25 protein-coding genes and 2 pseudogenes are annotated in these 26,769 nt (G+C 60.8%); 10 read left to right on the forward strand and 17 right to left on the reverse strand.

The window, feature by feature from the left end; all coding sequences use genetic code 11:
- Window positions 1–16: 16 nt before the first annotated feature.
- From LRP30_RS28990 to LRP30_RS29005, 4 genes are read right to left on the reverse strand one after another with little or no spacing between them, the layout of a single operon-like run.
- Window positions 17–1,204, reverse strand: a complete 1,188-nt coding sequence (locus LRP30_RS28990) for an acetyl-CoA C-acyltransferase (RefSeq protein WP_249756939.1) — start codon at window positions 1,202–1,204, stop codon at window positions 17–19.
- Between the two features lie 15 nt (window positions 1,205–1,219).
- Window positions 1,220–2,347 (reverse strand): acyl-CoA dehydrogenase family protein, encoded by a 1,128-nt coding sequence (locus tag LRP30_RS28995; protein WP_249756940.1) that lies wholly within the window; start codon window positions 2,345–2,347, stop codon window positions 1,220–1,222.
- A 23-nt stretch (window positions 2,348–2,370) separates the two neighbouring features.
- On the reverse strand, window positions 2,371–3,552 hold the full coding sequence (locus LRP30_RS29000) for an acyl-CoA dehydrogenase family protein (protein ID WP_249756941.1): 1,182 nt from the start codon (window positions 3,550–3,552) through the stop codon (window positions 2,371–2,373).
- A 14-nt stretch (window positions 3,553–3,566) separates the two neighbouring features.
- Window positions 3,567–4,304, reverse strand: a complete 738-nt coding sequence (locus tag LRP30_RS29005; RefSeq protein ID WP_249756942.1) for an SDR family oxidoreductase — start codon at window positions 4,302–4,304, stop codon at window positions 3,567–3,569.
- A gap of 355 nt (window positions 4,305–4,659) precedes the next feature.
- Between LRP30_RS29005 and LRP30_RS29010 the strand changes: the two genes are divergently transcribed.
- Window positions 4,660–5,403, forward strand: coding sequence for an SDR family NAD(P)-dependent oxidoreductase (locus LRP30_RS29010; protein WP_249756943.1), 744 nt, complete (start codon window positions 4,660–4,662; stop codon window positions 5,401–5,403).
- Entirely contained in the window at window positions 5,403–6,080 is a 678-nt protein-coding gene (locus LRP30_RS29015; RefSeq protein WP_249761851.1) for a glutathione S-transferase family protein, read from the forward strand. The genes LRP30_RS29010 and LRP30_RS29015 overlap by 1 nt, the downstream gene beginning before the upstream one ends.
- A gap of 29 nt (window positions 6,081–6,109) precedes the next feature.
- Here LRP30_RS29015 and LRP30_RS29020 read toward each other — a convergent pair whose 3' ends face one another.
- The gene (locus LRP30_RS29020) at window positions 6,110–7,309 is read right to left on the reverse strand and encodes a CoA transferase (RefSeq protein WP_249756944.1); all 1,200 of its coding nucleotides are present in this window, start codon (window positions 7,307–7,309) and stop codon (window positions 6,110–6,112) included.
- Between the two features lie 75 nt (window positions 7,310–7,384).
- The gene (locus LRP30_RS29025) at window positions 7,385–8,017 is read right to left on the reverse strand and encodes a 2-hydroxychromene-2-carboxylate isomerase (RefSeq protein ID WP_249756945.1); all 633 of its coding nucleotides are present in this window, start codon (window positions 8,015–8,017) and stop codon (window positions 7,385–7,387) included.
- A gap of 230 nt (window positions 8,018–8,247) precedes the next feature.
- On the opposite strand from LRP30_RS29025, the gene LRP30_RS29030 reads away from it, so the two are divergent.
- On the forward strand, window positions 8,248–8,760 hold the full coding sequence (locus LRP30_RS29030; protein WP_091878246.1) for a helix-turn-helix domain-containing protein: 513 nt from the start codon (window positions 8,248–8,250) through the stop codon (window positions 8,758–8,760).
- Window positions 8,761–8,867: 107 nt separating this feature from the next.
- On the opposite strand, the gene LRP30_RS29035 is transcribed toward LRP30_RS29030, so the two are convergent.
- The 3 genes from LRP30_RS29035 to LRP30_RS29045 all read right to left on the reverse strand — a co-directional run bounded on the left by LRP30_RS29035 (window position 8,868) and on the right by LRP30_RS29045 (window position 12,793).
- Window positions 8,868–10,670 carry an AMP-binding protein gene (locus LRP30_RS29035; protein WP_249756946.1) on the reverse strand — a complete coding sequence of 601 codons (1,803 nt, stop codon included), beginning with the start codon at window positions 10,668–10,670 and terminating at the stop codon, window positions 8,868–8,870.
- Window positions 10,671–10,805: 135 nt separating this feature from the next.
- On the reverse strand, window positions 10,806–12,005 hold the full coding sequence (locus LRP30_RS29040) for an ABC transporter substrate-binding protein (RefSeq protein WP_249756947.1): 1,200 nt from the start codon (window positions 12,003–12,005) through the stop codon (window positions 10,806–10,808).
- A 446-nt stretch (window positions 12,006–12,451) separates the two neighbouring features.
- Window positions 12,452–12,793 carry a hypothetical protein gene (locus tag LRP30_RS29045; RefSeq protein ID WP_249756948.1) on the reverse strand — a complete coding sequence of 114 codons (342 nt, stop codon included), beginning with the start codon at window positions 12,791–12,793 and terminating at the stop codon, window positions 12,452–12,454.
- Between the two features lie 304 nt (window positions 12,794–13,097).
- On the opposite strand from LRP30_RS29045, the gene LRP30_RS29050 reads away from it, so the two are divergent.
- On the forward strand, window positions 13,098–13,565 hold the full coding sequence (locus tag LRP30_RS29050; protein ID WP_249756949.1) for a MarR family winged helix-turn-helix transcriptional regulator: 468 nt from the start codon (window positions 13,098–13,100) through the stop codon (window positions 13,563–13,565).
- A 443-nt stretch (window positions 13,566–14,008) separates the two neighbouring features.
- Complete coding sequence (locus LRP30_RS29055) at window positions 14,009–14,794, forward strand: Crp/Fnr family transcriptional regulator (RefSeq protein ID WP_164934593.1); 786 nt, start codon at window positions 14,009–14,011, stop codon at window positions 14,792–14,794.
- Here LRP30_RS29055 and LRP30_RS29060 read toward each other — a convergent pair.
- From LRP30_RS29060 to LRP30_RS29075, 4 genes and pseudogenes are all read right to left on the reverse strand, one after another.
- Window positions 14,731–14,955: a hypothetical protein gene (locus LRP30_RS29060; protein WP_128937278.1), complete on the reverse strand. Its 225-nt coding sequence runs from the start codon at window positions 14,953–14,955 to the stop codon at window positions 14,731–14,733. The two genes, LRP30_RS29055 and LRP30_RS29060, sit on opposite strands and share 64 nt — an antisense overlap.
- Before the next feature lie 129 nt (window positions 14,956–15,084).
- Entirely contained in the window at window positions 15,085–15,576 is a 492-nt protein-coding gene (locus LRP30_RS29065) for a phasin family protein (RefSeq protein ID WP_245508609.1), read from the reverse strand.
- 231 nt (window positions 15,577–15,807) lie between these two features.
- Window positions 15,808–16,017 carry a hypothetical protein gene (locus LRP30_RS29070; protein ID WP_249756950.1) on the reverse strand — a complete coding sequence of 70 codons (210 nt, stop codon included), beginning with the start codon at window positions 16,015–16,017 and terminating at the stop codon, window positions 15,808–15,810.
- 261 nt (window positions 16,018–16,278) lie between these two features.
- Window positions 16,279–16,596 (reverse strand): annotated as a pseudogene (locus LRP30_RS29075) (hypothetical protein); the annotation flags it as partial.
- A 255-nt stretch (window positions 16,597–16,851) separates the two neighbouring features.
- Here LRP30_RS29075 and LRP30_RS29080 point away from each other — a divergent pair.
- Window positions 16,852–17,091, forward strand: a pseudogene (locus LRP30_RS29080) (hypothetical protein); the annotation flags it as partial.
- Window positions 17,092–17,415: 324 nt separating this feature from the next.
- Here the strand turns inward: LRP30_RS29080 and LRP30_RS29085 are convergent.
- Window positions 17,416–18,114: a response regulator transcription factor gene (locus LRP30_RS29085; protein WP_249756951.1), complete on the reverse strand. Its 699-nt coding sequence runs from the start codon at window positions 18,112–18,114 to the stop codon at window positions 17,416–17,418.
- Between the two features lie 1,070 nt (window positions 18,115–19,184).
- Here LRP30_RS29085 and LRP30_RS29090 point away from each other — a divergent pair.
- Together LRP30_RS29090 and LRP30_RS29095 are read left to right on the forward strand one after the other, a co-directional pair.
- Window positions 19,185–19,526 carry an H-NS histone family protein gene (locus LRP30_RS29090; protein ID WP_091878262.1) on the forward strand — a complete coding sequence of 114 codons (342 nt, stop codon included), beginning with the start codon at window positions 19,185–19,187 and terminating at the stop codon, window positions 19,524–19,526.
- A gap of 37 nt (window positions 19,527–19,563) precedes the next feature.
- Complete coding sequence (locus tag LRP30_RS29095) at window positions 19,564–19,791, forward strand: hypothetical protein (protein WP_249756952.1); 228 nt, start codon at window positions 19,564–19,566, stop codon at window positions 19,789–19,791.
- A gap of 3 nt (window positions 19,792–19,794) precedes the next feature.
- Here the strand turns inward: LRP30_RS29095 and LRP30_RS29100 are convergent, their stop codons facing one another.
- The 3 genes from LRP30_RS29100 to LRP30_RS29110 all read right to left on the reverse strand — a co-directional run bounded on the left by LRP30_RS29100 (window position 19,795) and on the right by LRP30_RS29110 (window position 22,469).
- Window positions 19,795–20,316, reverse strand: coding sequence for a transglutaminase-like cysteine peptidase (locus tag LRP30_RS29100; protein ID WP_245508608.1), 522 nt, complete (start codon window positions 20,314–20,316; stop codon window positions 19,795–19,797).
- Window positions 20,317–21,058: 742 nt separating this feature from the next.
- On the reverse strand, window positions 21,059–21,430 hold the full coding sequence (locus tag LRP30_RS29105; RefSeq protein WP_128945258.1) for a hypothetical protein: 372 nt from the start codon (window positions 21,428–21,430) through the stop codon (window positions 21,059–21,061).
- Between the two features lie 151 nt (window positions 21,431–21,581).
- Window positions 21,582–22,469 carry an efflux RND transporter periplasmic adaptor subunit gene (locus LRP30_RS29110; RefSeq protein ID WP_249756953.1) on the reverse strand — a complete coding sequence of 296 codons (888 nt, stop codon included), beginning with the start codon at window positions 22,467–22,469 and terminating at the stop codon, window positions 21,582–21,584.
- 217 nt (window positions 22,470–22,686) lie between these two features.
- On the opposite strand from LRP30_RS29110, the gene LRP30_RS29115 reads away from it, so the two are divergent.
- Window positions 22,687–24,603: an HlyD family efflux transporter periplasmic adaptor subunit gene (locus tag LRP30_RS29115; protein WP_249756954.1), complete on the forward strand. Its 1,917-nt coding sequence runs from the start codon at window positions 22,687–22,689 to the stop codon at window positions 24,601–24,603.
- Window positions 24,604–24,613: 10 nt separating this feature from the next.
- On the forward strand, window positions 24,614–26,767 hold the full coding sequence (locus LRP30_RS29120; protein WP_249756955.1) for a peptidase M50: 2,154 nt from the start codon (window positions 24,614–24,616) through the stop codon (window positions 26,765–26,767).
- Window positions 26,768–26,769: the final 2 nt, after the last annotated feature.

Here is a 26,769-nt window from a genome sequence, read left to right on the forward strand (position 1 = left end):
TCTCCCGCGTTTCCGCTCAGTGGATGATTTCAAACAGTCCCGCCGCGCCCATGCCACCACCGATGCACATGGTCACCACACCGTATTTCGCCTTGCGCCGCCGCCCCTCGATCAGGAGGTGACCGGTGAGCCGCGCCCCTGTCATGCCGTAGGGATGGCCGATCGCAATCGAGCCGCCATTGACGTTGAGCTTGTCAGGGTCAATGCCGAGCTTGTCGCGGCAATAGATCACCTGGACCGCGTAGGCCTCGTTCAGCTCCCAGAGATCGACGTCGTCGATCTTCAGGCCATGGCGCTTGAGCAGCCGCGGGATCGCGGCGACCGGACCAACGCCCATCTCGTCGGGTTCGACGCCGACAGCGACGAAGCCGCGGAAGATGCCGAGCGGCTTGAGGCCCTTCCTGGCTGCAATCTTATCGCTCATGATCACACAGGCCGAAGCACCGTCGGAAAGCTGGCTGGCGTTGCCCGCGCTGATCGTCTTGCCCTCGAACACCGGCTTGATCCTGGCCAGGCCCTCGGCGGTCGTTTCCGGGCGCGGGCCTTCGTCCTTTGCCAGCGTCACCTGCTCGTAGGTGACCTCCTTCGTGTCCTTGTTGACGAGCGCCATTCTGGTCGTGAATGGCACGATCTCGTCGTTGAAGCGGCCGGCCTGCATGGCAGCGCCGACGCGGCGTTGGCATTCGAGACTGTATTCGTCCTGCTTGTCGCGACCGATCTTGTAGCGTTCGGCGACGACCTCGGCGGTCTCGAGCATCGACATGTACATTTCAGGCTTCATCGCCATCAATTCATCGTCGACGGCATGAAACCGGTTCATGTGGTCGTTCTGCACGAGGCTGATCGACTCGATGCCCCCGCCGATCGCGACCTCGACCCCATCCGATATCACCGAGCGCGCGGCAACGGCGATGGCCTGCAGGCCGGAGGCACATTGGCGGTCGATGGTGGTGCCAGCCACGGTGACCGGCAGGCCAGCGCGGATCGCGCCCTTGCGCGCGACGTTCATCACCATAGTGCCTTGCTGCATCGCGCAGCCCATCACCACGTCTTCCACCTCGCCCGGCTCGATGCCTGCGCGCTTCACGGCTTCGCCCATCACGTGCCCGGCCATGGTCGGGCCGTCCGAGTTGTTGAGCGCGCCGCGATAGGCCTTGCCGACGGCCGTCCTTGCGGTGGAAACGATGACTGCTTCAGTCGTCATGCTGGCCTCTTCTCTTTACGCGGCCGCGTCCAGCTGCGCGTAGCGCAGCAGGTGGAACGCGGGATCTCCGAACTGGATGTTGATGGAGGAGATTCGCTTGAAATAGTGTCCGACGTTGAGCTCGTCGGTCATTCCCATGCCGCCATGAAGCTGCACCGCCTGGTCGGCGACGAACTTGCCGGCATAACCAATCTTCGACTTGGCGCCCGAGGCGAGCCGCGGAAGTCCCGCACCGCCCGTCGAGAGGCTGAGGTTGAGATGCTGCATCAGGGAGAGCGCCTCCTGATGCGCGATGAACATTTCGACCATCCGATGTTGCAGCACCTGGAAGGAGCCAATGGTGGCGCCGAACTGCTTGCGGGTCTTGGAATATTCCAGTGTGGCGGAATTCAGCTCGCCGATGGCGCCGACGGCCTCCGCGCAGAGGGCGCCGATGGCACGCTCGCGGCAAGCCTCCAGCGCGGCGACGCCCTCGCCTTCCCTGCCCAGCAATTGCGCGTGGACCTCACGCAGGTCGACCTCGGCGGCCCGGCGCCCGTCGATCGTCTTGAAGCTCCGAAGATCGACGCCGACGGCGCGGCGATCGACCACGAACAGGCTGACGCCGCCGTCGCGATCGTCGCCAGAGGTCCGTGCCGAGACGATCAGATGATCCGCCCAGGGCGCGGCGATCACCATGGTCTTCTGACCGCTCAGAACGTAGTCGCTCCCCTCACGCCGCGCCCTGGTCGCGACGTTAGCGAAATCGAACCGGGATGCCTTCTCCGTCCAGGCCAGCGCCCAGATCTTGCTGCCGTCGATGATGCCGGGAATGAAGCTCTGCTTCTGCTCGGACGTGCCCGCCTGCTCGATCAGGCCCCCGGCCAGCACGACCGTCTCGACGAAAGGCTCGACGACGAGGTGCCGGCCGAACTCCTGCATGATGATCATGGTCGACAGCGCGCCGCCGCCGAGACCGCCAGCGTCCTCGGAGAACGGCGCAGCGAGCAGGCCGAGCTCCGCGAAGGCCTCCCACTGCTTCCGGCTGAAGCCCTGCTCGCTCGCCACGATCTTTCGGCGCGTGTCGAAATCGTATTGATCGCGCAGCAGACGCTGGACGCTGGATCGCAGCATGTCCTGCTCTTCCGTGAACTGGATGTCCATCCGATCCTCCCGATGCGCCGCGCCTAAAGGCCGAGCACTGCTTTGGCGATGATGTTGCGCTGGATCTCGTTCGATCCGCCGTAGATGCTGAGCTTGCGCGCGTTCAGGTATTTCTCCGACGCGGTATGTCCGTAGTCGGGGCCCGGCATGAAATGGTTGGCGCTGGCCGGATGCTCGCGGATCGCAAGGCCGTAATTGCCCATCGCGCGGTGAGTAAGTTCGGTGATGTTCTGGAAGATCTCGGTGCCGCGGATCTTGAACAGCGACGCCGCCGGCCCCGGGTCGATGCCGCGCGCCATCTGGGCGACGACGCGCAGTTCGGTCGCCTCCAGAGCCAGCACATCGAGCTCAATACGGGCAATGTTCCGCAGAAACTCGAGATGTGCCGGATCGTCCGCCGGTATCTCGGCCTTCACGATCTGCTTCAGCTTCCCGATGTAACGGGTCGACCGGCCGATGCCCGCCATGCTGGTCCGCTCGTTGCCGAGCAGGAACTTGGCGTAAGTCCAGCCCTTATTCTCCTCGCCGACAAGGTTCTCCACCGGCACGCGGACGTTCTCGAGGAAGACGTCGTTGACTTCATGGCTGCCGTCGATCGTGATGATCGGCCGCACCGTCACCCCGGGCGACCTCATGTCGATCAGCAGGAAGGAGATGCCGGATTGCGGCTTCGCGCTCGGATCCGTCCGCACCAGGCAAAAAATCCAGTCGGCGTGCTGCGCCAGCGTGGTCCAGGTCTTGTGCCCGTTGACGATGTAATGGTCACCCTCGCGCACCGCCTTGGTTCTGACGGTCGCGAGGTCCGAGCCGGAGCCCGGCTCCGAATAGCCCTGGCACCACCAATCTTCGCCCGACAGGATTCGCGGCAGAAACTTCTTCTTCTGCGCCTCGCTGCCGAACGTGTAGATCACCGGCCCGACCATGGTCACGCTGAACGCGAGCGGCGGCAGCGTTCCGGCCCGAGAGGTTTCCTGCTCAAAAATGAAGCGTTGCGTGATCGACCAGCCCGGACCGCCGTACTCCTCGGGCCAGAGCGGCGCGATCCAGCCCTTCTTGTAGAGAATTCGATGCCAGAGCAGCGACTGCTCCTTGGTCAAATCGGTCTCGGGATTTGGAACGCGCATTTCCTGCGGATAGTTTTCCGCAATGAATGTGCGAACCTCATCACGAAAGGCAGCATCCTCGCTGGAAAGATTGAGCTCCATCGCAACAGTCTCCGCTACCACTTCTCACCGAAGGGGCGGATCTCGAGCTCGAAGGTCCAGGCGCTGCGCGGCTGCTGATACAGCAGCCAATAGGATTCCGCGACGGACGCCGGCGGCATCAACAGATCAGGATTATCGAGGGCGTTCGGACCGAGCGCCTCGATCCGTCGTTGGCGCACCCATTCGGTGTCGACCCCAGAGTCGATGATGAGATGCGCCACGTGAATGTTCTTCGGCCCCAGCTCGCGCGCCGCGGCCTGGGCAACGGCCCGCAGACCGAACTTGGCACTGGCGAAGGCTGCATAGCCAATTCCGCCGCGCAGGCTCGCCGTTGCGCCGGTGAAGAAGATGTTGCCCTTGCCGCGAGGCAGCATCAGCCGCGCGGCTTCGCGGCCAGCGAGAAAGCCGGAATAGCAGGCCATCTCCCAGACCTTGCGGAAGACGCGCTCGGTCGTTTCCAGAATCGGGAAATTGACGTTGGCGCCGATGTTGAAAATGCAGACCTCGAGCGGTGCGTGCTTGTCGGCGTCTCCCAGGAAGGAGATGATCTCCTCCTCCTTGCGCGCATCGAGCGTGCGCGCGTGAATCTCGCCGCCGGCCGCCTCGATCTCCTTGACGAGCGGCTCGAGCTTGGCGCCGTTCCGGCGCCCGGCAAACACCGTGAAGCCCTCCGAGGCAAACTTCTTTGCGATCTCGGCGCCGATATAGTCGCCGGCACCGATCACGGCCACGGTTGCGTTTCTCTTTTGCAAGGGTCGTCTCCCGGTTAAATTAGACCTGTTGAAGCTGTTCTGCCGTGCCGGAGCGTCCAGCCCAATGCGCTGTTCGCGCACCGTGATCACCCGGTCGCCCGCGATATCGGCCGCGCCTGAAAAATCCCGCCACTGCCAACCTCCCGAAACGACGAGCCCGGCTTGGCCGGCCTATTCGAATTGGAGTTAACGTTCTTTTTTAGAACTCGTCAATCGCTAAATCGCCGTCTGGCAACTTATCGGCAGAGTGGCAGAGTAGCTGTCGCTTTGCATGGCCTTTGCAGAACGTCGTTTACAACGCTGCGGCGAACAGCTAGCTATAAGTATCAAATAAGAACTTACTGGAGGAGCGATCATGATGGAAGATCCGGGCGTGGCAATCCTGGTGGGCGCGGGCGATGCGATCGGGGCCGCCGTCGCCCGGCGCTTTGCCAAAGGCGGATACACAGTTTGTATCTGCCGGCGCGACGCAACCAAATCCCAAGGGCTCGTGGACGAGCTGACGGCTGCCGGCTGTCGTATCCACGCCTTCAGTGTCGATGCGCGGCAGGAAGCCGAGGTGCAGAAGCTCTTTTCCGACGTCGAAAGCAACATCGGACCGATCGAGGTCTGCCTTTTCAATGCCGGATCGAACGTCAACAAGCCGCTCGCGGACACCACGGAGAAGCTCTTCTTCAAGGCCTGGGAGCTGGCCTGCTACGCCGGATTCCTCGTCGGCCGTGAAGCCGCGCGCGTCATGCTGCCGCGCGGGCACGGCACCATCTTCTTTACCGGGGCGACCGCCAGCCTTCGCGGTGGTCAGGGCTTTGCGGCGTTTTCATCGGCGAAGTTCGGCCTTCGCGCGGTGGCCCAGGCGATGGCGCGCGAGCTTGGGCCGAAGAATATCCATGTCGTTCATCTCATCATCGATGCCGGCGTCGATAGCGAAGCCATCCACCAGCGCATGAAAGCGGCAAAGGGGATCGAGGCAAGCGCGATCCCGCCGGACAGCCTGACGAAGACCTCCTCTATCGCAGAAGCCTATTGGTTCACGCACCAGCAGAGCCGCGACGGCTGGACCCATGAACTCGATCTTCGTCCGTCGGTGGAGAAGTGGTGATGAACGCGACACCCGATCTCACGCTGTGGGGCGCCGGCACAAGCCGTACCATTCGTGCACACTGGGCAATGCATGAACTTGGCCTATCCTATAAGGTCAAGCCGATCGGACCACGGACGGGCGAAACCAAAACCGCTGAATATACCCGGCTCAATCCCCGCCAGAAGATCCCGCTGTTGCAGGATGGCGACTTCTGCATCGGCGAGAGCGCCGCGATCGTTGCCTATTTGTCGCGCATGTATTCCACGCCGGAACGCTCGCTGATTCCGGAGGCCATCCGCGACCATGCCGCGTGGCTCGAATGGTGCTTCTTTGTCGTGGCCGAGCTCGATTCCACCAGCCTTTACGTCATGCGCCGCCACCGGGCGGATGCGCTGGGACACATCTATGGCGTCGCACCTGAAGTCGTCGCTCAAGCCGCGGAGTACTTTCGCAGCCAGTTGCGCCACGTTGAAGTCGCCTTGGCTGACGGCCGGCCGTTTCTCATGGGCGAGCGCTTCAGCAGCGCAGATATCCTTCTTACGACATGCCTCGACTGGGCCATCGCTTACGGCGTCGGCATTTGCGAGAATGCGCTGCCCTACCTCGAACGTATCCAGCGACGGGCGGCCTATCAGCGAGCGGTCGCGGCTAATGCTCCTGCGGCCCCCGTCGCGGTAGGTCCGGCAAAGCTCTAAGCGATCGCTGGCAGCGCTAACGCTTCTGCCTACACGGCCACGCGCAGGGCGCGCTCGGCGATCATTTTGTCGATGGCGCCGTCGTCGTATCCGAGATCGCGCAGCACCTCGCGCGAGTGCTCGCCGACCCGGGGGGCCGGCCCGCCGATCGCGGTCTGGTTGATCTCGAAACGGGCTGCCGGCTTCGGCTGCCGGACACGACCGACCTTCGGCTGATCGAATTCGGCGATGATGCCGCGCGCCACCACCTGTTCATTGTGAATGATCTCACTCCGGCGCAGGATTGGTGCGCAGGGCACGTCCGCGGCGTCGAGACGCTCCAGCCACTCGGCTGTCGTATGCTGACTGATGTATTCCGCCATCCTGTTGATCCGCGCGGTGGCATTGACCGAGCGCGCCGCCGGGGTCGCGAACCGAGGATCCTTGGCAAGCTCCGGATCGCCGGAAGCGCGGCAAAAGCCCTGCCATTCGGAGTCGGAGATGGTGCCCGCGGTGATGAAGCCGTCGCTGGTCTTGAACACCAGGTCCGGCCGATCATTCGGATCGACAGTGGCCGCCTCGGCGCCGACCACCGTGTACTGCATCATGCCTTCAGGCCAGAGGTAGGAGATCATCGCATCCAGCATCGCCACCTGGATGTGGTCGCCCTGCCCCGTCTTCTCACGCGCATAGAGCGCCGCCGCCACCGCCTGAGCGGTGAACACTGCGGTGGTCTTGTCACATACGATGGTGCGGATCATCTGCGGCCGGTTCGTGACCGGCTGCGACTGGATATCGGCGAAGCCCGACAATCCCTGAACGATCGGATCATAGACGCGCTTCTTTACATAGGGGCCGGTATCGCCGACCCCGCTGATGGAGACGTAGATCAGGCGCGGATGGCGCTGGCGCAATTCGCCGACGCCGAGGCCGAGACGTTCCATGGTGCCTGGCCGAAAATTCTGCACCAGGACATCGGCCTGCGCGACCAGCCGGGTGAGCACCTCGCGCCCCGACACACTCTTGACGTCGATCGACAGCGAGCGCTTGCCGCGGTTTGAAGAGATGAATAGCGCGGAGAACTCGCCCTCCTTGTCGATAGTGGCGCGGCTGCGGCGGGTAATGTCGCCGCCGATCGGCTCGATCTTCAGCACGTCGGCGCCCTGATCCGCCAGAAACATGGTCGCGAACGGGCCCGACACCACGCCGGTCAAATCGAGCACTCGAACGCCGTGAAGTGGGCCGGGCATGGGCATTCTCCCTGAATTTACGTTTGCTGTGGGTCCGAGAGCGGCTTCGCCACTCAGCCCGGACAGTCGGCGCCGTCAGGCCGTCTTGGGAACAGGTTGCCTGGTCTGCTCGACGATCGATTCCTCGACGTCACGGATCTGATCCTTGCCGAAGAACATTTCCTTTCCGACGAAAAAGGTCGGAGAGCCGAATGCTCCCCGGTTGACGGCGTCGTTGGTCAGATCAATCAGCCTCTTCTTGACGTCATCCTGCTGCGCACGCGCCAACAGCCGATCGACATCGATACCCGAGGAGACAAACGCGCGACGGAAGATTTCGAGGTCGTCCATTTTCTTCGGCTCTTCCCACATATGATGATAGGCGGCGCGGAAATAGGGCTCGAACATGCCCTCGAACTGGGCGGCGACAGCACCGCGCATCAGCATCAGCGTGTTGACCGGAAAGAAGGGATTTTGGCGAAATTTCGTGATGTTGTGACGTCGGATAAACCGCTGGGTCTCCAGCGCCTGATATTCCGGCTTGTTCTTGATGCCGCGCAGCGAGTCGAACGGCGACATGTTGCCGGTCGCCTTGTAGATGCCGCCAAGCAGAACCGGGATGTACGCGAATTTCACGCCGGTCCGCTGCTCAATGCCGGGGATGGCCACTTCCGCCAGGTAGGCGTTCGGGCTACCGAAATCGAACTGGAATTCAACCTTCAGGGTCATCTCGGCTTCTCCCGGAGAGCGAATGGCGGTCACTGGCGCTCCGATCGCCAGCGCGACTTTCGGCAACCATACAGTTCTAAAATAGAACTGTCAAATGCACCTACAATCCGCTGATTTGGCCTACCAGGAGGGGTATTGTTTGGAATCAAGTACCTATCTAGAATGCAAGAATTCGTGCCAGCCTCCGTGACGATTGGAGACAGCCCATGCTGGACGATTGGAGTGGGTGAATGAAGTGGAAAGAACTCGAGGAAGAGCCATGTTCGATGGCCCGAACCATCGGCGTGATCGGCGATCGCTGGACTCTTCTGATCCTGCGTGAATGCTTCCTGCGCACGCGCCGCTTCGAGGGATTTCAGTCGGCGCTCGGAATCACACGACACTTGCTCGCCGAACGGCTGAAAAAGCTGGTTCGGCAGGGCATCCTGCGCCGCATTCCCTACCAGGAATCCCCGAAGCGCCACGAATATATCCTGACCCAGAAGGGGCTCGACCTCTATCCGATCATGATGGCGATCGTGCATTGGGGCGATACCCACATGGTCGACGAGCGCGGCCGACCGCTGCTGCACCAGCACCGCAAGTGCGGAAAGGACTTCGATCCGGTCATGGTGTGCTCTGAATGCGGCGAGCCGCTGTCAGCCAAGGAGGTTCATACTCACCCTGGACCAGGTGCCCGCGGCACCCCCGCGACGGCGGCGCCGGAGGTCCGGAAGACAAAGACGCGCTCGCGCGCCGCTTGAGATGGCCGCCCACGGAATGCTGCTCGAGGGACCGCGGATCGGATAGCAACACGAGGAAGCGCATGCGGGCGCCGTCAGGCCGACACGCGATGTCGCTCAACTCGCCCTTACACTCGGACCACATCGCGGCCCGGTTCGTTGGTGTAGAGACGCTCAACCTGTTCGGAGCGAACTTTCAGCACTGCGCGTTGGTTGACGTAGGCCTTGTCCGTGATCTCTCCGGCAGCCATTGATGGCGGATCCTTCAGCAGAGAGAAGGAACAAACTCTTTCGCTGCTTCCGACGGTCTCGTTATATTCCTGAAAACGATCTCTAAGAAATTGAATCACGAAGGGATCGCAGGTCAGATCTGCGGCTGGGCTCTTTGAAACTCGCGCTGCCTCGGTCGGGTTCAACCAGCACAGCAGCGCGCACGCCTCGCGATTTTCGCCCGCAACGACGATGTCGAGCAAGACGCCGCGCGTCGCGGCCAGGATTGCCGCGCGCATGTTTCCGATCGAGACCCAGGTGCCATTCGCAAGCTTGAAGTTCTCGGAAATTCTTCCCGTAAAGCGCAGCCCAAGCTCCGGCTTCTGTGGATCCAGAAACGAGACAGTGTCGCCGATGCGGTAGAATCCTTCCTCATCGAAGGCCCTTTCCGTCAAATCCGGCCTTTCGAGATAGCCGGGCGTGACGTTAGGGCCCTTGACCCTGGCCTCGTAGGTATCGGAGACCGGGATGAGCTTGAGCTGCAGCCCCGGCGCGGGAAGACCGATCTCCCCGGGCTGATCCGTTGCCCAATGCGTCGAGCTGATTGTCGGCGCCGTTTCGGTCGTGCCATAGCCCGACATGACAGGAATTCGTCGGCCGGTGGCCGCGAATGTCAATCGATAGAGTTTTTCCAGAGTGCCCCGTGAAATTGCGGCGCCGGCATAACTCAATCGGTCCATCCGCTTGAACACGCTGGCGCCAAGGTCGAGGTCGTTCTCGATCGCATCACATAAGAGGTTATAGCCGGCAGGCACGTTGAACATGGCGGTTGGTGAAATCTCCCTGAGATTTGCGACCGTCTTGTGAAAGAGCTGCGGCAGCGGCCGGCCATCATCGATATAGAGCGTCCCGCCATTCTTCAGGATGCCATGAAGGATGACATTGCTGCCCATCGTATGGTGCCAGGGCAGCCATTCGACCTGCACCGGCACGGCCGGAGGTGACACGAGCAGGCTGCCCATTTGCAGGGAGCTTGCCATCATGCGATGGGTGTTGAGCACCCCTTTGGGGAAGCCGGTCGAACCGGACGTGAAGAGAATCTTTGCGACGGCGTCGCAAGGCACCTCACGCGATGCGCGCTCGAATCCCTCGCTCCCGGTTCGAGCCGCCAGAGCCTGAAAAGGCACCGTATCCGGCGCGCCATCGACGCTGATCCAGGTCGCGGCCGCCAATTCGGGAATGACGCGGCCGGCGGAAAAGTCGCGTCCGCTTTGAACGAACACGAAGCTCGGGCGCAGCACTTCCGCGATGTCCTTGAGACGTGCGAGGCCCCCCGGCATCAGCGTGTAGTTTGGCGATATCGGCGCCAGAACGACCCCGATCGACATCGCCGCAAACGAGATCACCGCGTTCTCGATGGAGTTTCCGGAAAGGACCGCAAGCTTGTCGGCAGGCTCAGCGCCCATATCGATCAAGCTTTGGCCGACCGCCTGAACCTGCGACCATGCCTCACCATAGGTGATCTCGTCCCACCCTCCCTTCGCATTGCGTTGCGCAAGGAAAACCCGATCCGGAACGGCATTGGCCCAGCGCGGCAGACAATCGGTGATGCGCCAGTCGCACGGCGTCCATTCAAGTGGCGAGCTCAAGATAAGCGTGCCGTCGGTTCGACGCTCGATGGAAACCTCTCGTGGTGCAAACGTCAGTGCGGTCGTCGACATCGAAAATGATCTCCCGAATTGCTGAAAGGCGACCGCAGGCGTTGCAGTCCTGTCATGCCCAGCGGCGGCCTTGGCCGGCGCAGAGCAAGCTCGGACGCAACTAATGCCGCGTCCGTCACGCTGGCTGGTGCGAAATCATTCGGACCTGGCGTCCAACACCTCGCCGAAGGCTTCCCAGGTCGATCCGGTCCATCGTTGCAAACGCATCTGCGTCCAGATCATGTTCTCGGATTCGCTCGTGTTCACCTTGATTCCGGGCAGCGCGGTCGGGACGACGAAATCCCTGAGGTTCTTGGCCTGCGCCAGAATGTTCTTGCGGGACAGGTCATTGCCGCATTGCTTCAGGATTTGCTCGAGCAGGATGCCTTGCTGATAGCCGGTCAGGTAGCTGCCGTTGGTGATATCGACGCCGGCCAAGTACTTGTCGAGAAACACCCGATAGGCCCGCATGGCGGGATCGTCTTTCCATGTCGGATCCACGACGTCCTTGTTGATCGTCCCAACGATCACACCGACTGATTTGTCGAGGCCAGCCGGCGCGAGCGTGCCTCCGACCGAACCGGACGGAAAGTTGATAATCACGGTCGCTTTCCAGCCGATCACAGAAGCTTGCCGGATCGCCTGCGCTGCGAATTTCGGCGTTCCCGCGATCATCAAGGCATCGGCACCGGAGCTTTTCAGGGTTGTGATCTGCGAATCGACGGTTGGCTCCGTGACCTCATAGGACGCGCTGACGACCTTTCGGTCGTAGTCCTTGCCGAGAAAGCTCTTGAAGGCATTAACGTAATCTTTGCCGAGATCGTCGTTCTGATAGAGGATCGCGTATTTGGCGTTCGGCAGTGTCCGGGTCAGATATTTGGCGTAGATTTTTCCTTCGGTGTCGTAGCTGACAAGGCCTGTCGTCGTCAGCGGATGACTGCCAACGTCCGTGAATTTCGACGAGCCGCTGATGATTGCGATGCTGGGCACCGCTTTCGCCCTCAGGTATTTTGCTGTGGCCGAAAGGCCGGGCGTGCCGAGCTGGCTGAACATGAACGCCACTTCATCGCTCTCGACGAGCTTGCGGACGTGCTCCACCGCTTTCGGAGGACTGTAGGCGTCGTCATAAGCGATGTAGTTGATCTTGCGGCCATTGATGCCGCCGCGGTCATTCACCGATTGAATGTAGGCGATGAGGCCCTTGCCCACGAGACCGATCGATGATGCAGGTCCGCTGAACGGAAACACCCCGCCAATCTTGATCTCGGTCGCGGTAACTCCCGGCTCATCGGCTGCGAACGCTGGGCTGCTCAAAAGCAAAGCCAGAGCCGCAAGACTCTTCCATTGCGCCAACATGACCCGTCCTCCCTGATGCGCACCCATCCGGGCACGTCATTGTGTTTTGCGGCATCACCCGACCGCCCCGCCGGCACCGTGGCAAGCGAATTGCGCGCCGCGCCGTCCAAGCGTGGTTGGCCAGCGCGGCAGGCCCTGCGGCCGTTCAGCTCGGCCGTCTTGCCACAAAATCTACAGTTCTTTTTTTGAACTCGTCAAGCGGTTTTGATGATCATCGCTTTGGGGTGGAGCGCGCATGCTGCGTTCGGTGAGGTGTGCCAATCTCCGCGCAAAACCCCCCGCGTAGGCGAAGCGCCTTCAATCGGAATGCCGCGCGGGGAAGCGGAGCGCCCCGTCGTCGAGATTATAAGTTCTTTTATTGTACTTATTTGGGTGCGCCTGCGATCTGGCTACGCGGCTCTATCGGGCCCTCAAGTCGGACAAGCCCTGAAGCCAGCTCTCCCATGTCAGATCATCGTGCCCCGCATGAAGCAGCGGACCTGCGGATGACCGTCGATATAGTATTTCCAGACCATGGTCCGCCCAGTCTTGTTTGGCCGTGTGACCACGGCGCCGTCCGGCACCATCACCCATTCGCCATCGATGCGCACACGGTAGTGGCCGTGGTCGGATTCCCAATCGATATCGGCGACAAAATATCCATCAGCGTCCGAGCAACATGGTCCGAGATCGCTGGACAAGCTCTCGAACCATTCCTTCAGCGGTGAATTGGCGTAGCGGCCATCGTCACGCGCCGGCGCAGACGTTGCCAGCATGATGAGGGCCAGTGACCACACGATGCGCTTCATGGCGGGTAGCCCTGGTTTCTAGCCGTGTACACATCGACCTATCGCAAGACGACGTCGTAAATGACCAACGGTTCCTGCGCCACCCGTGATCAAGACTGGAGATTCCGTGTCTTGCTCCTCCGGCCGCGCCCGGCGCGCCGAGCGAACGCGCTGAGAGTCCGATCCAAAATAGGGGCATATCAAATTATATTTGGATATACAGCATGAAGCGTCAGCGCGCAACGCTCTCTCGCGCGCTGCGGTTCTGGAACTATCGACAACAAATAGGAGCCATGTGATATGTTGGACGCTGAGAGGGGTATTGATGCCGAGAGCAGCAGCAAAAGCATCCAATCTGGTCGATGACCCGGCGCGCTGTAACTGCAATCAAGTCCGCCGCGCAGCCAGACGTCTCTCCCGGTACTATGACCTCGCGCTAGCCTCGAGCGGGCTCAAATCGACGCAATACAGTTTGTTGGGTTATCTCGTAACGTCAGGGCCGATGACCATGGCCCAGCTCGCCAAGCTGATGTCCATGGACCGTGCGACCACGGGGCATAACCTGAGGCCGCTCGTGCGTGACGGCTTCGTCGAGATTTCAGTCGGCAAGAATGACCGGCGGGAGCGTATCGTTACGATCACAAGGCAGGGTCATAAGACGCATGGGCGAGCCCTGGCTGCATGGCGGCGCGCGCAGACAGCCTTTGAAGAGGCCATGGGCGAACAGGAAGCCGCCGATCTGCGCGATTTGATGAAGCGGATCGTTGACCTCCCTCTCCCTCGCCCTGAGTAGATCGTAAGATTCAATTCGGCGCTCTCGTCATTGCACCAGTGCTGGTCCGGGTCAGAACATTCTTGCGGGAATTAGCTCGCCCCCGAATAATCTCAGAGCGCGCTTGCAGTCCGCACCTTGCGCGTCACTGATCGCGGCCGACGTGCTTGTTCGGAGAGTGGTCGCTGGCACAACCCTCTTTCGGCTCCCGCGTAGGCCTGGTGAGCACAAGGTTGATGCGATCAATTGTGATGCCGCGGTGGCCCTGCCGGACGCCACTGGAGCCGCGACAGGATCTCGGCCGCAGGGGGCGGCTGTCCGGCCAGCGCATGCATGCCCATCCATCACTGGAACCATATCTGAGGTGGCCGGTTGGCTTGCTGTTGAGCTGTCACTCTGCAGAGCAGCTTGGCACGACCGGCACGAGTCTCAGCGCCGGTTATCCGTCGGGGGTGAATCCCGTGATGGACCACGCGACCAGAGTTGGTAATCGTTTGTTAGCAGCGTTGCCGCCGGCGGATTTTGCTTTGCTTGCACCTCATTTGCGGAAAGTCGCGCTCGAGCGCGACGCCGTACTGGTCCGATCAGGCGATCGGATCGAACACCTTCACTTCCCCTGCGGTGGCGCGATCGCCTTTATCGTGGACTTGCCGAACGGGCAGACGGCCGCCACGGGGGTGATCGGTCATGAGGGTGCCGTCGGTCTGACGTCGGCGCTTGGCGCATCCCGCTCACCCGTGACGGCGGTCGTCCGCGTCCCAGGGTCAGTGCTGCAGATTCCGGCGGCGCAATTCATGCCGGCTCTGCGTCGCAGCCCTGCGATCACATCCATGGTGCAGATTTTCACGAGATCGCTGTTGACGCAATTCCAGCACGTCGCGGCTTGCAATGCCCTCCACTCCGTCGAGGCCCGGATGGCGCGCTGGCTGCTTCACATTCACGACCGAGCGGATGGCGGCAATCTCCTCCCTTTGACGCAAGAGACCATGTCGGAGTTGCTGGGGGTCCGCCGCACCACCGTCACGCACGTCGTGAGCGCGTTGCGCGCGTCAAGAGCGTTGAAATCGAACCGGCGCGGTCAGCTCGAGATTGATCGGCCGCGGCTCGAAGCCGTGGCTTGCGAGTGCTACAAGGTGATGAGCCGCAGGATCGATCGGATCGTTTCGCAGGGCGCAGCCGAGGTTCTTCACGCCACGCCGGCGCGAGCCTGCCAGCCGACCGGTAACCGACTATCCAAGGCAGGCTCGTAGACCCAGGCCTCCCTCGCGAACCACTCGTGTGTGGCCGCGCAGATCCGGCAATAGGTGCGCGAGAAGAATACCGCGCTGCACCGGAATCTTTCGCGATCGGTCTCGATCCCCGTCGAAATGGCGCTCCCCGTTTCCGGGCACTTAATCATTACGATACCCATCTTGATTTCCTGCAATCTATTGCCGGCTCTGAGCACGCTCGCCCGCCATCGGCTGGATCGCGCCTCTCCTTGTCGGGGAGAGGCTTGTCCAGCCGATCCGCGCGGCCTGTAGCCTCGATTCAGACGGTCTTATGCGACGGTCCTTTGCAATACCCGGTTGAAGCCAGTCTTGATGGGCTCGGTCGTATCGATCGCGACTTTCTGCGCGAGCGCCCAAAGCTCCCGGTTCTGTACGGAAGCGGCTTCGAAAGCCTCGCGGCTTTGGGCGGTCGAAAGATGTACGATATCCAGCAGCGATCTGGTCTCAGCGAGCCGGGAAAAAAATTCCAGGGTGGCACTGGTATTGTTTTTGGAGATCTCGATCACCCTGGCGCCGTAGTCGATGGTTCCCTTGACGTTCATAGAACAGGCTTCACGGAGAACGTCGCTGATCTCCTCGGAAGTGGATTTCATGCTCTCAATATTTTTCCTGGCCTGCGCGGCGCCCTGCTCGGCAAAGCCGCGGAAGAGTTCCTGGAAATTTAAAAGCGGCAACTCGAACCTTAGCTTGGCTCCGTTCGCGTTCTCAGTCACCGGATCGGCATGCGTTTCGACTTTCACATTGGCATCATTCACGAGCATTCATCCTTTCAAGCGAAACTAGGTGATGGATTGAAGACCCCCAACGGCTCCCGGCACGTGCTGCGCCGGAAGACCAGTGCCCTGTTCTCGGCGTGGTGGGGATGCGGCTGCGGATGAACCGCTCCCCCACCGAGGCCAACTATGATCGATTAAGGTCGAACCATCCGTTCGCTTTCGGACACTCGTTGCAAGAATTCGACGGATTGCGATCAGGCGGCGCAGGGATGAAATTTAAATCTGCCAGGTTGCAACGACCGCCTGCTTGCCTTCTGAGCTCGCTCGCTTTCCCAGGTCAGCCCGGTTGCGCAGGTTGCGCTGACGGCGCTCTGCCCGATCTACCCGGCCTCTGAGACTCTCAAGTTCTGCGAGTTCGGAGGCAAGCGCTTCGAGACGCTGGCGAAGAACGGCAGCAGGGTCGTCCGCTTGAGCGCGGATAGGCATGGCAGGTCTCCTGCTCGATAGACCAAGCTGCATGCACTAATGCTCAGGTCCCGTTGCAGTCGAAACTCGAGTGGCGGGTCGCTCGCAATCGGGATTGCGTCTCCGCGCCTCGTCATCTTCATCTGCACAATCGACGCCGCCAGCTGCGATCGGGCTTTCGGAACTCCCACCGGTCGCGAACGGCCCTTTACCAGCGGATCCCCCTCCACCGGATCCGCCACCGCCGGAGGTCCCTCCGGCACTTGATGACGCACCACGGCGACCGCCAGATGCTCCGCCACCTCCGGGTGCCCCACCACCACCGCCACCGCCTGATGCTCCACCTCCACCACCTCCAGGTGACCCGCTACCAGAGGCTCTCGACCCTGCTCCGGACGGACGATCGTCGTCGAAGAATGACCGGCCCCCGTCGTCATCTCGGGTTACACCGGTCTTTCCGCCCGAACGTGCGATCGCGGTCGAGGTCAGGGAGGTCGACAGAAGCAGCGTCATGACGGGGGGTGTTACGGCAGCGAATCTTCCGCAGGTTTTGAGGAATGCCCGCCGATCATCGTCTTCAGTGCAGTCACGGGACACAATGCGCTCTCCTCGAGTTAAATATTTATTTCCTCCTATTATATATTAAATATGCATTCAACCAAGACTTTTGTTTGAAAATGGGCAACTGTTAAGCGTGTGTCGAGCCGGCAGCTCTCGCCATTTTCCGCAGCCTCTTGAACTTGCGGCTCTCCGCGGCGGCGGCCGTCGAATTTCGGGCTTGCAAATTGAGGATTTAATGTATTTATTTCTAATTTGTATTAATCGAGCGACCACCAAGACACCGCAGGATTTGCCATGCCACTGCAGTTTCATCGATCCCTTGAGCGCATGGAGATATGGAGCGCGAGCTGCGATGGCTTCTCGTTCGTGATCAGCTTCGAAAGCCCCACGGGTCCGGGCTTTCACGGACGTTCCGGCTACCTGGCGAGTTGGCGACCGCTCTACCAGAACAATGGCGCGATCAAGATCAGCGGCTCACCCTTCCGAACGCTGGCCGAGGCCGAGGGGGCCTGCCGCAACATGGCTGAGCATCTTGGCTGCGACAACCGACCTCCCCCACTTAACGTAATGAACGACGCATCTCGGACAGGATGCCCGAAAACAATCGACGATTGTTCGCAGGTCTCTGAGGCAGCCGCCGGCTTCGGCATCAAACTCCCTCTTTAGTGCTGCTGGGGCCGGCAGGCCGCGGGTAAAATCGTCCTGTCCTGCTTGCGTGCACCGGCCCCGTTGCACCCCCGCGACAGCAAAGGCCTACACCGATGGTGCAGCGAGGTTAACGGCAACAATATCCAATCAAGTGCGATTTGCAGCTAACGCGAACGTTCCGGAAGGACACCGTTGCACTTGGCGTCCTCGTCATCTCGAACCACCGGATCCGGCTGGAGCAGCGGAGGGGGCGAACTCACGCGGAGCTGCATGCTGCTCGTTTTGCGAAATCGCCAATGCCGCGAGAACTGTACGATTGCTGATATCCAGCTTCTGGAAGATGTGGTGAAGGTGGACCTTGATCGTACCGTCGGCAATGTTCAGGCGGCGCCCAATCTCCTTGTTCGACAACCCCTCCGATACGAGCCTCATGATCTGCCGCTCCCGGTCGGTCAGTTGTGTCAGGGACTTCTCCTCACCTGCGCGAGGCGCCTCACTGATCTCCCCCCCAGGGCCCGTCGACCCCGACGCAAGTCCTTGGTTCTGTGCAACTTTCCGCAGAGTCGCGACCAGCATCTCCGGCTTGGCATACTTCGTGAGAACGACGCACGCGCCGTCCGCGGCCAGCCTTTGCAACTCGCGATCGCCGGCCTTACCGGCGAAGAAAATGACCCGGGCTCCTCGTCCAGCGGTGTTTGCCAGAGCAAGAAGATCCGGTCGGCTGACGTCGGGCATTGCGTTATCGACCAGCACAATGTCCGGCACGAGGAGTCGGATCGCCTCGATGCAGCTCGCAGCATCGTCGCAGGAGGCCACGATCGCAAAATCGTGCTGCGTCGCAAGGACGCTGCTGATGCCCTGCAAAACGATCGGGTGCCGATCCGCGATGACGACTCTGATGCGGCGCATGCTTCCCTTGCCTATCGCTAACAACTTCGCATGCAGCCGTTTAATCCACCATTCCCTCTATAGAGACGCGCAGGAGGCATAACCAATCCGTTCTGCCAAAACGTCGCAGTGCCAACTTCGCCACGCCACGTATCGGCAACGCTTGATGGCCGCATCAACGTAACTCGCTTAGAGAATGCGTGCAGTACCGTAAGAATGCGGGTCTCCTCAAGGAAACCCGAAACCGCATATTCATCGACTAAACCGCGATTTCTACTGCAATTATGGGTTGTAATTACATGAAAATCCTCCCACAGAATGTATTGATGCAGTAATTTGGCCGCTTCGTCAGTGTTGGTTAACATCATCTAACTCGTCACCGGCCACTTATTACGAACGATATATAGGGACATTCAGGATTCAAATCTAACATTCAACAAAGTTTCACCGGAGCGAGGCAATCTGAAAAGACTCGGCTCCTCAGGGAGCCCAGAAAGAGGAGGCACAAAAAAGTAATACTATTCATTAAGATAATGCGAGGACTGGTCATCAAGCGCGACAACGGCTGGAATCATTCCGATCTCAGTCGTGTGCCAGCCGCGAGGCTCAAATGAGGGGCACGAATTTATTTCCAACCATTGATCAGGGATCTCGAACGATAACTGTACTGCTTCAGTAGTAGCACCGATGAAAACCTTGTCAGCAAAGTTGGGGCGGCTTTTCGTCAACCCGCAACCTCTAATCTGCAGTCACGGGCTCATCGCTGGTCATGAGTAGGTGGTCACATGTATTCTTCGGCTATCTTGCGTCAAACGCATGAGGCACTGATCGTTCAATTCACCGAATTGCAGAATTTACGTAGTCGCGTGTTGATGGCCGAGCAGCGCTTGCTTGGTCCAATGCGAAGGGGCCGTCGGCGGAGAGCGGCCGAGAGGCGGCCGGTCGGTCGGAGGCACGGACCCGGCCGGTAGCATCAAGAAGGACCGCGTTGCACACTGGGCTGCGCGTGAGCCGATCGTGCTTGCCCGACCCGGGTTCGACCTGATAAGTCCCCCTCCTATTTCAAATCGGAAGTAGTGGGGACGGCTTCCATGGAGAAGGACGACTGGGCATCCGCGACCACAGCCGAGCTGTGGCGGCTTTACGATGAGGTGACGACTGTTCTCAGTCGGAGAATGATCGCGGAAAAAGCCAAGCTCGAAGAACGGCTTCGCAGGATTGAGGGAACTGCCGGGGCCCCGAACGCGGAGCGTGCGCGCCGTCCCTACCCCCCAGTGCTGCCGAAGTACCGGAACCCGAAGGACCCATCCGAAACCTGGTCCGGTCGCGGTAAGCAGCCTCGATGGCTGAAAGCGCAGCTTCGAGCCGGCAAGAAGCTGACCGATCTACTGATCAACCGCCCATCCGGACAAAGCCGCCGCCGGACCGGCTGAGCGCCACGGCCGTGTCTCGACGCCGCGCGCCGAGACGATGCCCTTTGCCGCGGGCGGCTTACTCCGCGGTTCGGGCCGTCCTTGCCACCAGGAGGCGCAGCCCATTGACCGCAATGCCGAACTGCACGGGGCCGGCAACGACGGCCATGGTGGGCAGCTTTCGGATCTCGCCGCTGCCGGTCCACCGATGAGCAGTAAGCCCGATCCACGGGAGCGCGGCGCCAAGGGAAAGGAAATGGCGATCCGCATCGCGCTCGCCCGGTAACGATTACGCCCCTTTCCCTTCGATCGTCGCCCACAGCTGGTGACTGCTCGGCATTTGTACGCGAAGCCAACGATAGGGGACTCGCGACCAGAGCTTGATCTCTGGGGCGAGATTGTCGAGGACGAGATCGCCGCTCCGGGTGCGGACGAGCAGCACCAAATGATGTTCTCCGGAACTGACGATGACCTCGCTCAGTAGCAGGGCCCGCGCCGGCCAGCCACGCCGAAGGAGTTCGTGACGTTTGCTTACAGCGTAGTCGTTGCAGTCCCCGCGATCGGGATTGACGCTCCACGCCTCGCCGGCCAAGCCGAGGTCGTTGGGGACCGGCATAATGGCCAGATTGACCGCACGGTTGACCTCCAAGAGATCCGCCCACCGCTCCTCGGTCAGCCGGACCGGGCCGCCCCGGAAGCCACGCCGCGAGCGGCATTCGGCCTCATAGCGCAGGCAGAACATCGTGTACGTCAAAGGCGGGAGCGTGGGCCGTCCGAGTTCGATGCGCCCTAGTGCTGCTTGAGAAGTCATGGGCATCGCCAGGCGTCCTGCGCCCGCCCATGGAGTACCTCCGGTCATCATGGCGACCGCTAGAACCAACACGGAGCCGGAGACTCGATACATCTGCCGATCCCCTTTGCGAACACCACTGAGGCTCGGATCCAGCCGCAGCGAGGCCATGGCCAGAACCGCGCGATTAATATCTCTATTCAAATGTATTCAATTTTATCCAATTATCAACCAAATAACTGCGAGATTAAATAATCCAGCTTCGGACGAAAAAAGTTGGCCTGCCAGTGGACAAGCAGGTTCAAATGCGCGTTGGTTGCTTCTCTCCGGGAGCGCTGCTGCTGCTTATGCGGCTATGCCATCTGTCAGCGACGATGCCGTTCGTGTCGCGAGCATCGCGCTGTTATCGGGCGGACGGCGCCGAAGGAGCGCTGGCTCCAACTTCGTCCCTTCATAGTTCAGCCGACAATCGTCGCGATGGCTTCGCTCGCCAAGCGAATGGCTGCAATGAGCAGACATATTTTTTTGCAACAGGCAAACGGCGCACTCGGTCCGCGGTTATGCGCCGAATTTGTGCGCAGGGCGGGGACGCGAGTCGAAATCGCCAGCACCATTGCTTCTCGCGCAGGACGCCCCCTAACAGAAGCCTGCGATGGTGCCTTGGAATCGGGGTTCGAACGCTCGGATTGAGCGTTCAGGTCCAGCTATGCGGAGTGTTGGTCGCGTTGTTCGTCAAAACAGCCGATTTGAACCCACTGACCGATCATGACGGCTGCACCTTTTCGATCACCTCCGGCAATCTACCGGCGGTCTCTTGATCAGCGGGGAGTGCGCTCGCGACAGCCGCAGGGCGTGCGCGACTGATCTCCCAAGGCCACAAATCCACTGGTTCGCCCGTTCCCGAAATAGAAATTTTTGCGCGTAGGGCGGGGGCGAGCCGCTCCAGAATCAGGTGCCGCTCCAAACGGATCTCGCGTTCGAGGGCGTCCGAATAGATCGGGAGCGCGTGGATTGTCTCGCGAGGGATTCTACACGACACGTGCCCAAATGGGGTCGCTACCCCGACCACGATGGCCTTGCCATCCCACTCGACCTCGCCGACGAACTCGATGTCTCCGATATAACTCAGCGTCATATTAAATTCCAAATTTAATAATTTCCGCCATCGATTTACACTATTAAATAAAACAATTAATACAAGTGAAATTTTCTTTCAGAGACTAAATGAACCACACTTCGGCATCACAGAAACAACCGATTCAGGCTCTCGCGATGATCGACCCACTCTATTTTTGAAATGATGATAGCGCGTCACCGGCCATCAGGGCCGGATTTTCACCCTCCAATACGAATGCGACTTTGCAGCGAATTCCCCCAGGCAGCGCCAAACGCGGGTTCGGCAGGGCCAGACGCACCCCGAACGTTCCGCTGGCAGCATCGAGGACGCGGTCGACAACGGTGACAGAGGCAGTATAGACGCCCCCGATGGGCAGCTCCGGTCGCACCTTGGCTCTGCTGTCGGCACGGATTTGACCAAAATATGCGGTGGGCACGAACACTTCGACCCTCAGCGGATCAATCTGTGCGAGGGTGAGGACTGGGCTCTGGTCATTTCGATATTCACCTGGAACGAGAAGCCGCTCGACCACCACGCCGTCGATCGGGCTGCGCAGCGCGCGTTGGTTCAGAACCTCTTCGGCGTGCGCGACTTCCAAGCGAGCAAGCTCCTTGTTGAGTTGCGCTTCCTTGAGCTGCTGTTCGGCAACCTGCACCTCCGCTTCGGCTTCCTGGAGTGAAGCGAGTGGGCTGACGGATCTTGTGTGAAGCTCTTTCAGACGCTCATGTTTTTGACGTAGGAACTGCGCGCGGGCTTCGGCTGACTTCACGGGGGCATCATTGGTCGCGCGGGCCCGCGCGAGCGCCAGCGTTGCGGCCTCGACTCCATCTTCGATCTTGCCAATGATTTGGCCCTGCCGAACGATGTCGCCGCGATCGACATCAAGGCGCGCGATCATGCCGACTGCCGGGCTCGCCAGCTTGACGGTTTGCTGCGGCTCGATCACGCAATTGAATTCTCGCTCCCCCGCCGAGATTTCTGGGGTCTCTGCCCTTGCACCGGAACAGGCAGGCAAGATCCCCACAGGCAGCGACAAGCACAACACGATGTAATTCATCCGTCGAGCTCTGCCGACAATTCCCTCAATCGGACGCATCATGCGAGTTCCCATCGAATTCCGCCTTCAGGCTTATTGCATATAATATTAATTGGATTTAATAAACTTAAAATGGTATAAATGGAAAAATAATATAACCAATGGATTGGCGCAAGATGGCGGCCCCCCCTCCGACAGCACCACCAAGTCATTGGTCGGTGCTTTTTCTGGACAGCACATGTCTGAGCCCGACCTGACAGCAAGCGGGGGCCCCGCCCCACAATTGCGGAAGGTGCCCACAGACACGGCGACGTCGCCGTACTGGCAAGGATTGCTGAACGCGGGAAACGAAGCGACATTTGTTTCGTCCTGGTTGGCGCTGCAATGCAGCCGTATTGCTGGCGTGTCAGCGGGTCTGTTGCTCATGCGGCGGGTTGATTCAACTGCGCCGTCATTATCGGTAACGTGGCCGCCTCGGGATGTGGACACCAGCGATCTCAAACGCCTGGCCGAAACCGCCTACGCAGAGCGCCGCTTGGTCGTTGCTCCCGGTCGCGTCGGTCCTGATTCCAGGCCAGCGCAACCTGTGGCCCTGATAGTCGCCCTGCCGCTGGGCACTGCGAACGAGCCGATTGCGGCTGTGGCCATCGCATTGACGACGACGGCCGCCAAGCCCCTGGTCACCCCGGCCGTCGTAGCTGAGCAATTGCGCTGGGGCGCGGGCTGGCTCGAGGCATTGCCCTGGGCCAGGCACACTAAGGATCTCTCGTCTGACGTAACGCGAGCCGCATCGTGCCTCGACCTCCTCGTCACAGTGAACGCGCAGCCGCGGTTGAGCGGTATGGCAATCGCGGTGGTCAATGAGCTGGCAACCCGACTGCGGTGCGAGCGCGCATCGCTGGGCATTATCGGTCGGAATGGCACAATCCGCCTGCGCGCGGTTTCGTTCTCGGCCAGCTTCAAACGCGAGAGCCGCCTCGTCAATGCGATCGAGAACGCAATGGAAGAGGCGATCGAGCAGCGTGGCTGCGTCGCTTATCCGCCATTGCCGAGGATGGGACGTGTCGTGACCATCGCCCATCGGGCACTGACGGAGGAAGCAAAAGCGTCCGGCTCGTCGACGATGTCAGCTGTACTGGTCGGCCCCCATGGAGAACCGACCGGCGCTCTCACCTTCGAACGTCACCGCGCCGAGCCCTTTACGGACGACGCGCTGAAGTTGGTGGAAGGGATTGCGGCGCTGCTGGGACCTCAGATTGGATTGCAGCTGCGGGCGAACCGGCTCTTGGGCGGACGTGTGGTTGACGGTATCGGTGACGGATGCGCGGCACTGTTCGGCGCACGGCGGCCGACCCTCAAGCTCTGCGTCGGCGGTGTCATGGTGCTTGCGCTGACCGTGGTCTTTGCGAAAGGCGAGCACCGCGTCACCGCGAAATCGGTGCTTGAGGCCGAAGTGCAGCGCGCAGCCGTGGCTCCGTTCGACGGATTTGTTCGATCGGCCCCGGCACGGGCTGGCGACACGGTGCGGCAGGGCGACCTTCTCGCCCAGCTTGAGGACCGGGATTTCGTGCTCGATCGGTTGAAGTGGCGAGCCGAACTCGACAAGCTGCTTCAGCGCGATCGCGAGGCGCTCGCCAAGCACAATCGCAACGGCCTCGTGGTGCTGGAACCGCAGATCCGGCAGGCGGAGGCGCAGTTGGCACTCGCCGAAGAGAAGCTCGCCCGCACCCGGATCCTCGCTCCATTCGACGGTGTCGTCGTCTCCGGCGACCTGAGCCAGATGCTCGGCTCCCCCGTGGAGAAGGGAAAGACGCTGTTCGAGGTGGCGCCACTCAATTCCTATCGCTTGATCGTTCAGGTCGACGAACGTGACGTTCGCTTCGTGGCGGTCGGGCAAAGCGGCACCGTCGCGCTCGCAGGCAGGCCCGGCGAACCGGTGCCAATGACCCTGAGCAAGATCACGCCGGTTACGCTCGCCGAGGAAGGACGCAATGCTTTTCGGATCGAGGCCCGCCTCTCGGAAGCGGGCCTTGCATTGCGTCCCGGGATGGAAGGCGTTGCAAAGATCAATTCCGGACGACGCTCGCTTGCGTGGATCTGGATGCATCCTGTCAGCGATTGGCTGCGCCTCGCCACTTGGAAGTACCTGCCGTGAGAGGGGCGATATGACCACAGCCCCGTTTCTAAGCTCGTCCTGGTATCGCGTCGCGCAACGCAGGCCGAAGCTTCGCGACCACACCTCGGTCTACCGACATCGGTATCGGGGCTGCATTTGGTACGTCGTGCAGGATCACGCGACCGGCCGCATGCACCGCTTGTCGCCTGCCGGCTACATGATCGTGGCCGCGATGGACGGCGTGCGAACGGTTGACCAGATCTGGCATGAGGTCGGATCCGCTCTTGCAGAGGAGGCGCCGAGCCAGACCGACGCCATCCAATTGTTGGCCGAACTCAGCGCTTTCGACCTGTTACAAACCGAAGTGACTCCAGATGCAAGCGCGCTGGTCGCGCGTGCGGCGAAAGCCAAACGATCCAGGTGGCTCGGCAACGTGCTCTACCCCCTGGCCCTGCGGATTCCGCTCTGGCATCCGATCAGGTTTTTCGAGCGTACGCGGCCGCTTGCAGAATGGTTATTCGGTTTGCCGGGTGCCGTGCTGTGGCTACTGGTGGTGTTGCCGGCGCCTCTACTCGCGGCACAACACTGGCAGGAACTAACAGCCGACGCCTCCGACCGAATCTTAGCCACCGACAACCTTCTGTCGCTCGCGCTGGTGTATCTCCTGCTCAAGACGTTGCATGAATTTGGACACGGATTTGCGGTCACAGCGTTCGGGGGAACAGTACCCGAATTTGGAATCATGATCCTGGTGTTCGCCCCGTTGCCCTATGTCGACGCTTCTGCCGCATCGGCATTCCGCAGCAAGTGGAGGCGCGCTCTTGTCGGCGCGGCCGGAATGATTGTCGAAGTATTCTTCGCTGCGCTCGCGCTCTACGTATGGCTTACCGTGGAGGCTGGACTTGTCCGCGCGCTCGCATTCGACGCGCTGGCCGTGGCCGGAGTCTCGACCCTGGTATACAACGGCAATCCACTTCTGCGATATGACGGCTACTACATTCTCGCGGATCTGCTGGAAATCCCGAACCTGGCGCTGCGTGCTACCCGGTACTGGACCTACCTCGTCAATCGCTACGCGTTTCGCGCGGATGGATCGAAGGATTTCGTAGCCACGACTGGCGAACGAATCTGGTTCGTTCTTTACGCACCGGCTGCTTTCCTTTACCGCCAGGTCGTGATGCTCGCGATCGCCGTGTTCGTCGCCTCGCAGTATCTCGCCCTCGGCGTCTCGATCGCGGTCTGGAGCCTGCTAACAGGTGTTGCGCTTCCGATCGGCAAGGCACTGTGGTTCGTGGTCGCGAACCCGAGCCTTCACCGCAATCGCGCCCGCGTCGTGGCGGCGACCTTCGGCACGATCCTGGCCACCGGGTTGATGATTTTCCTAATTCCGGTCCCTTCCTACACCACGACGGAAGGCGTCGTCTGGTTGCCGGAGAATGCAATCGTGCGCGCGAGAACCGACGGCTTCGCGCGCGCACTTCTGGTCCAACCGGGCATGAACGTCACAGCCGGAGAAGCGCTGGTCGAAAGCGAGGAATCAACACTCCAGGCCGAACTCTCAATTCTCCGCGCACGCGTCGCCGAACTCGAGACGAGGCTTGCCACCGAGCGTTTTACCGATCGCGCGAGCGCGGAGATCACCACGATGGAATTGGGTCAGGCACGCGCCGAGCTCGCCACCGCGACCGATCGCGCCGAGCGCCTCATCGTGCACAGCCGCAGCGATGGCACCTTTGCCGTTATGAAACCAGAGGATCTGCCGGGACGCTTCCTGCGCGAAGGGCAACAGATCGGCTACGTACTTACTCCCGGTTCACGCATCGTGCGCGCAACAATCCGTCAGGACGACATCGACCTCGTTCGCCATCGGCTGCAGAGCGCCGAAGTTAAACTCGCAGAGCGCCCTGATGAGACGTTGCCCGTTGAGTCCATTCGCGAAATACCGGCAGGCCGTGACGTCCTCCCCAGCAGAGCTTTGGGCGGCGCCGGCGGCGGCGCTTTCTCCGTCGATCCAGGCGATCCCGAAGGCGTAAAGACGCTGCAACGCGTCTTCCAAATTGATCTTGTGCTGCCCGAAAATGCACCGGCAGCCACCGCGTTCGGCGGTCGCGCCTACATCCGCTTCAACTTCAACTGGGAGCCGCCGGGCCAGCAGATCTGGCGCCGTCTACGACAATTATTGCTGTCTCAGCTGCAGGTCTGAGG

It is taken from the genome of Bradyrhizobium sp. C-145 (assembly GCF_023375135.1).
In the GTDB taxonomy this organism is placed as follows: Bacteria; Pseudomonadota; Alphaproteobacteria; order Rhizobiales; family Xanthobacteraceae; genus Bradyrhizobium; species Bradyrhizobium zhanjiangense.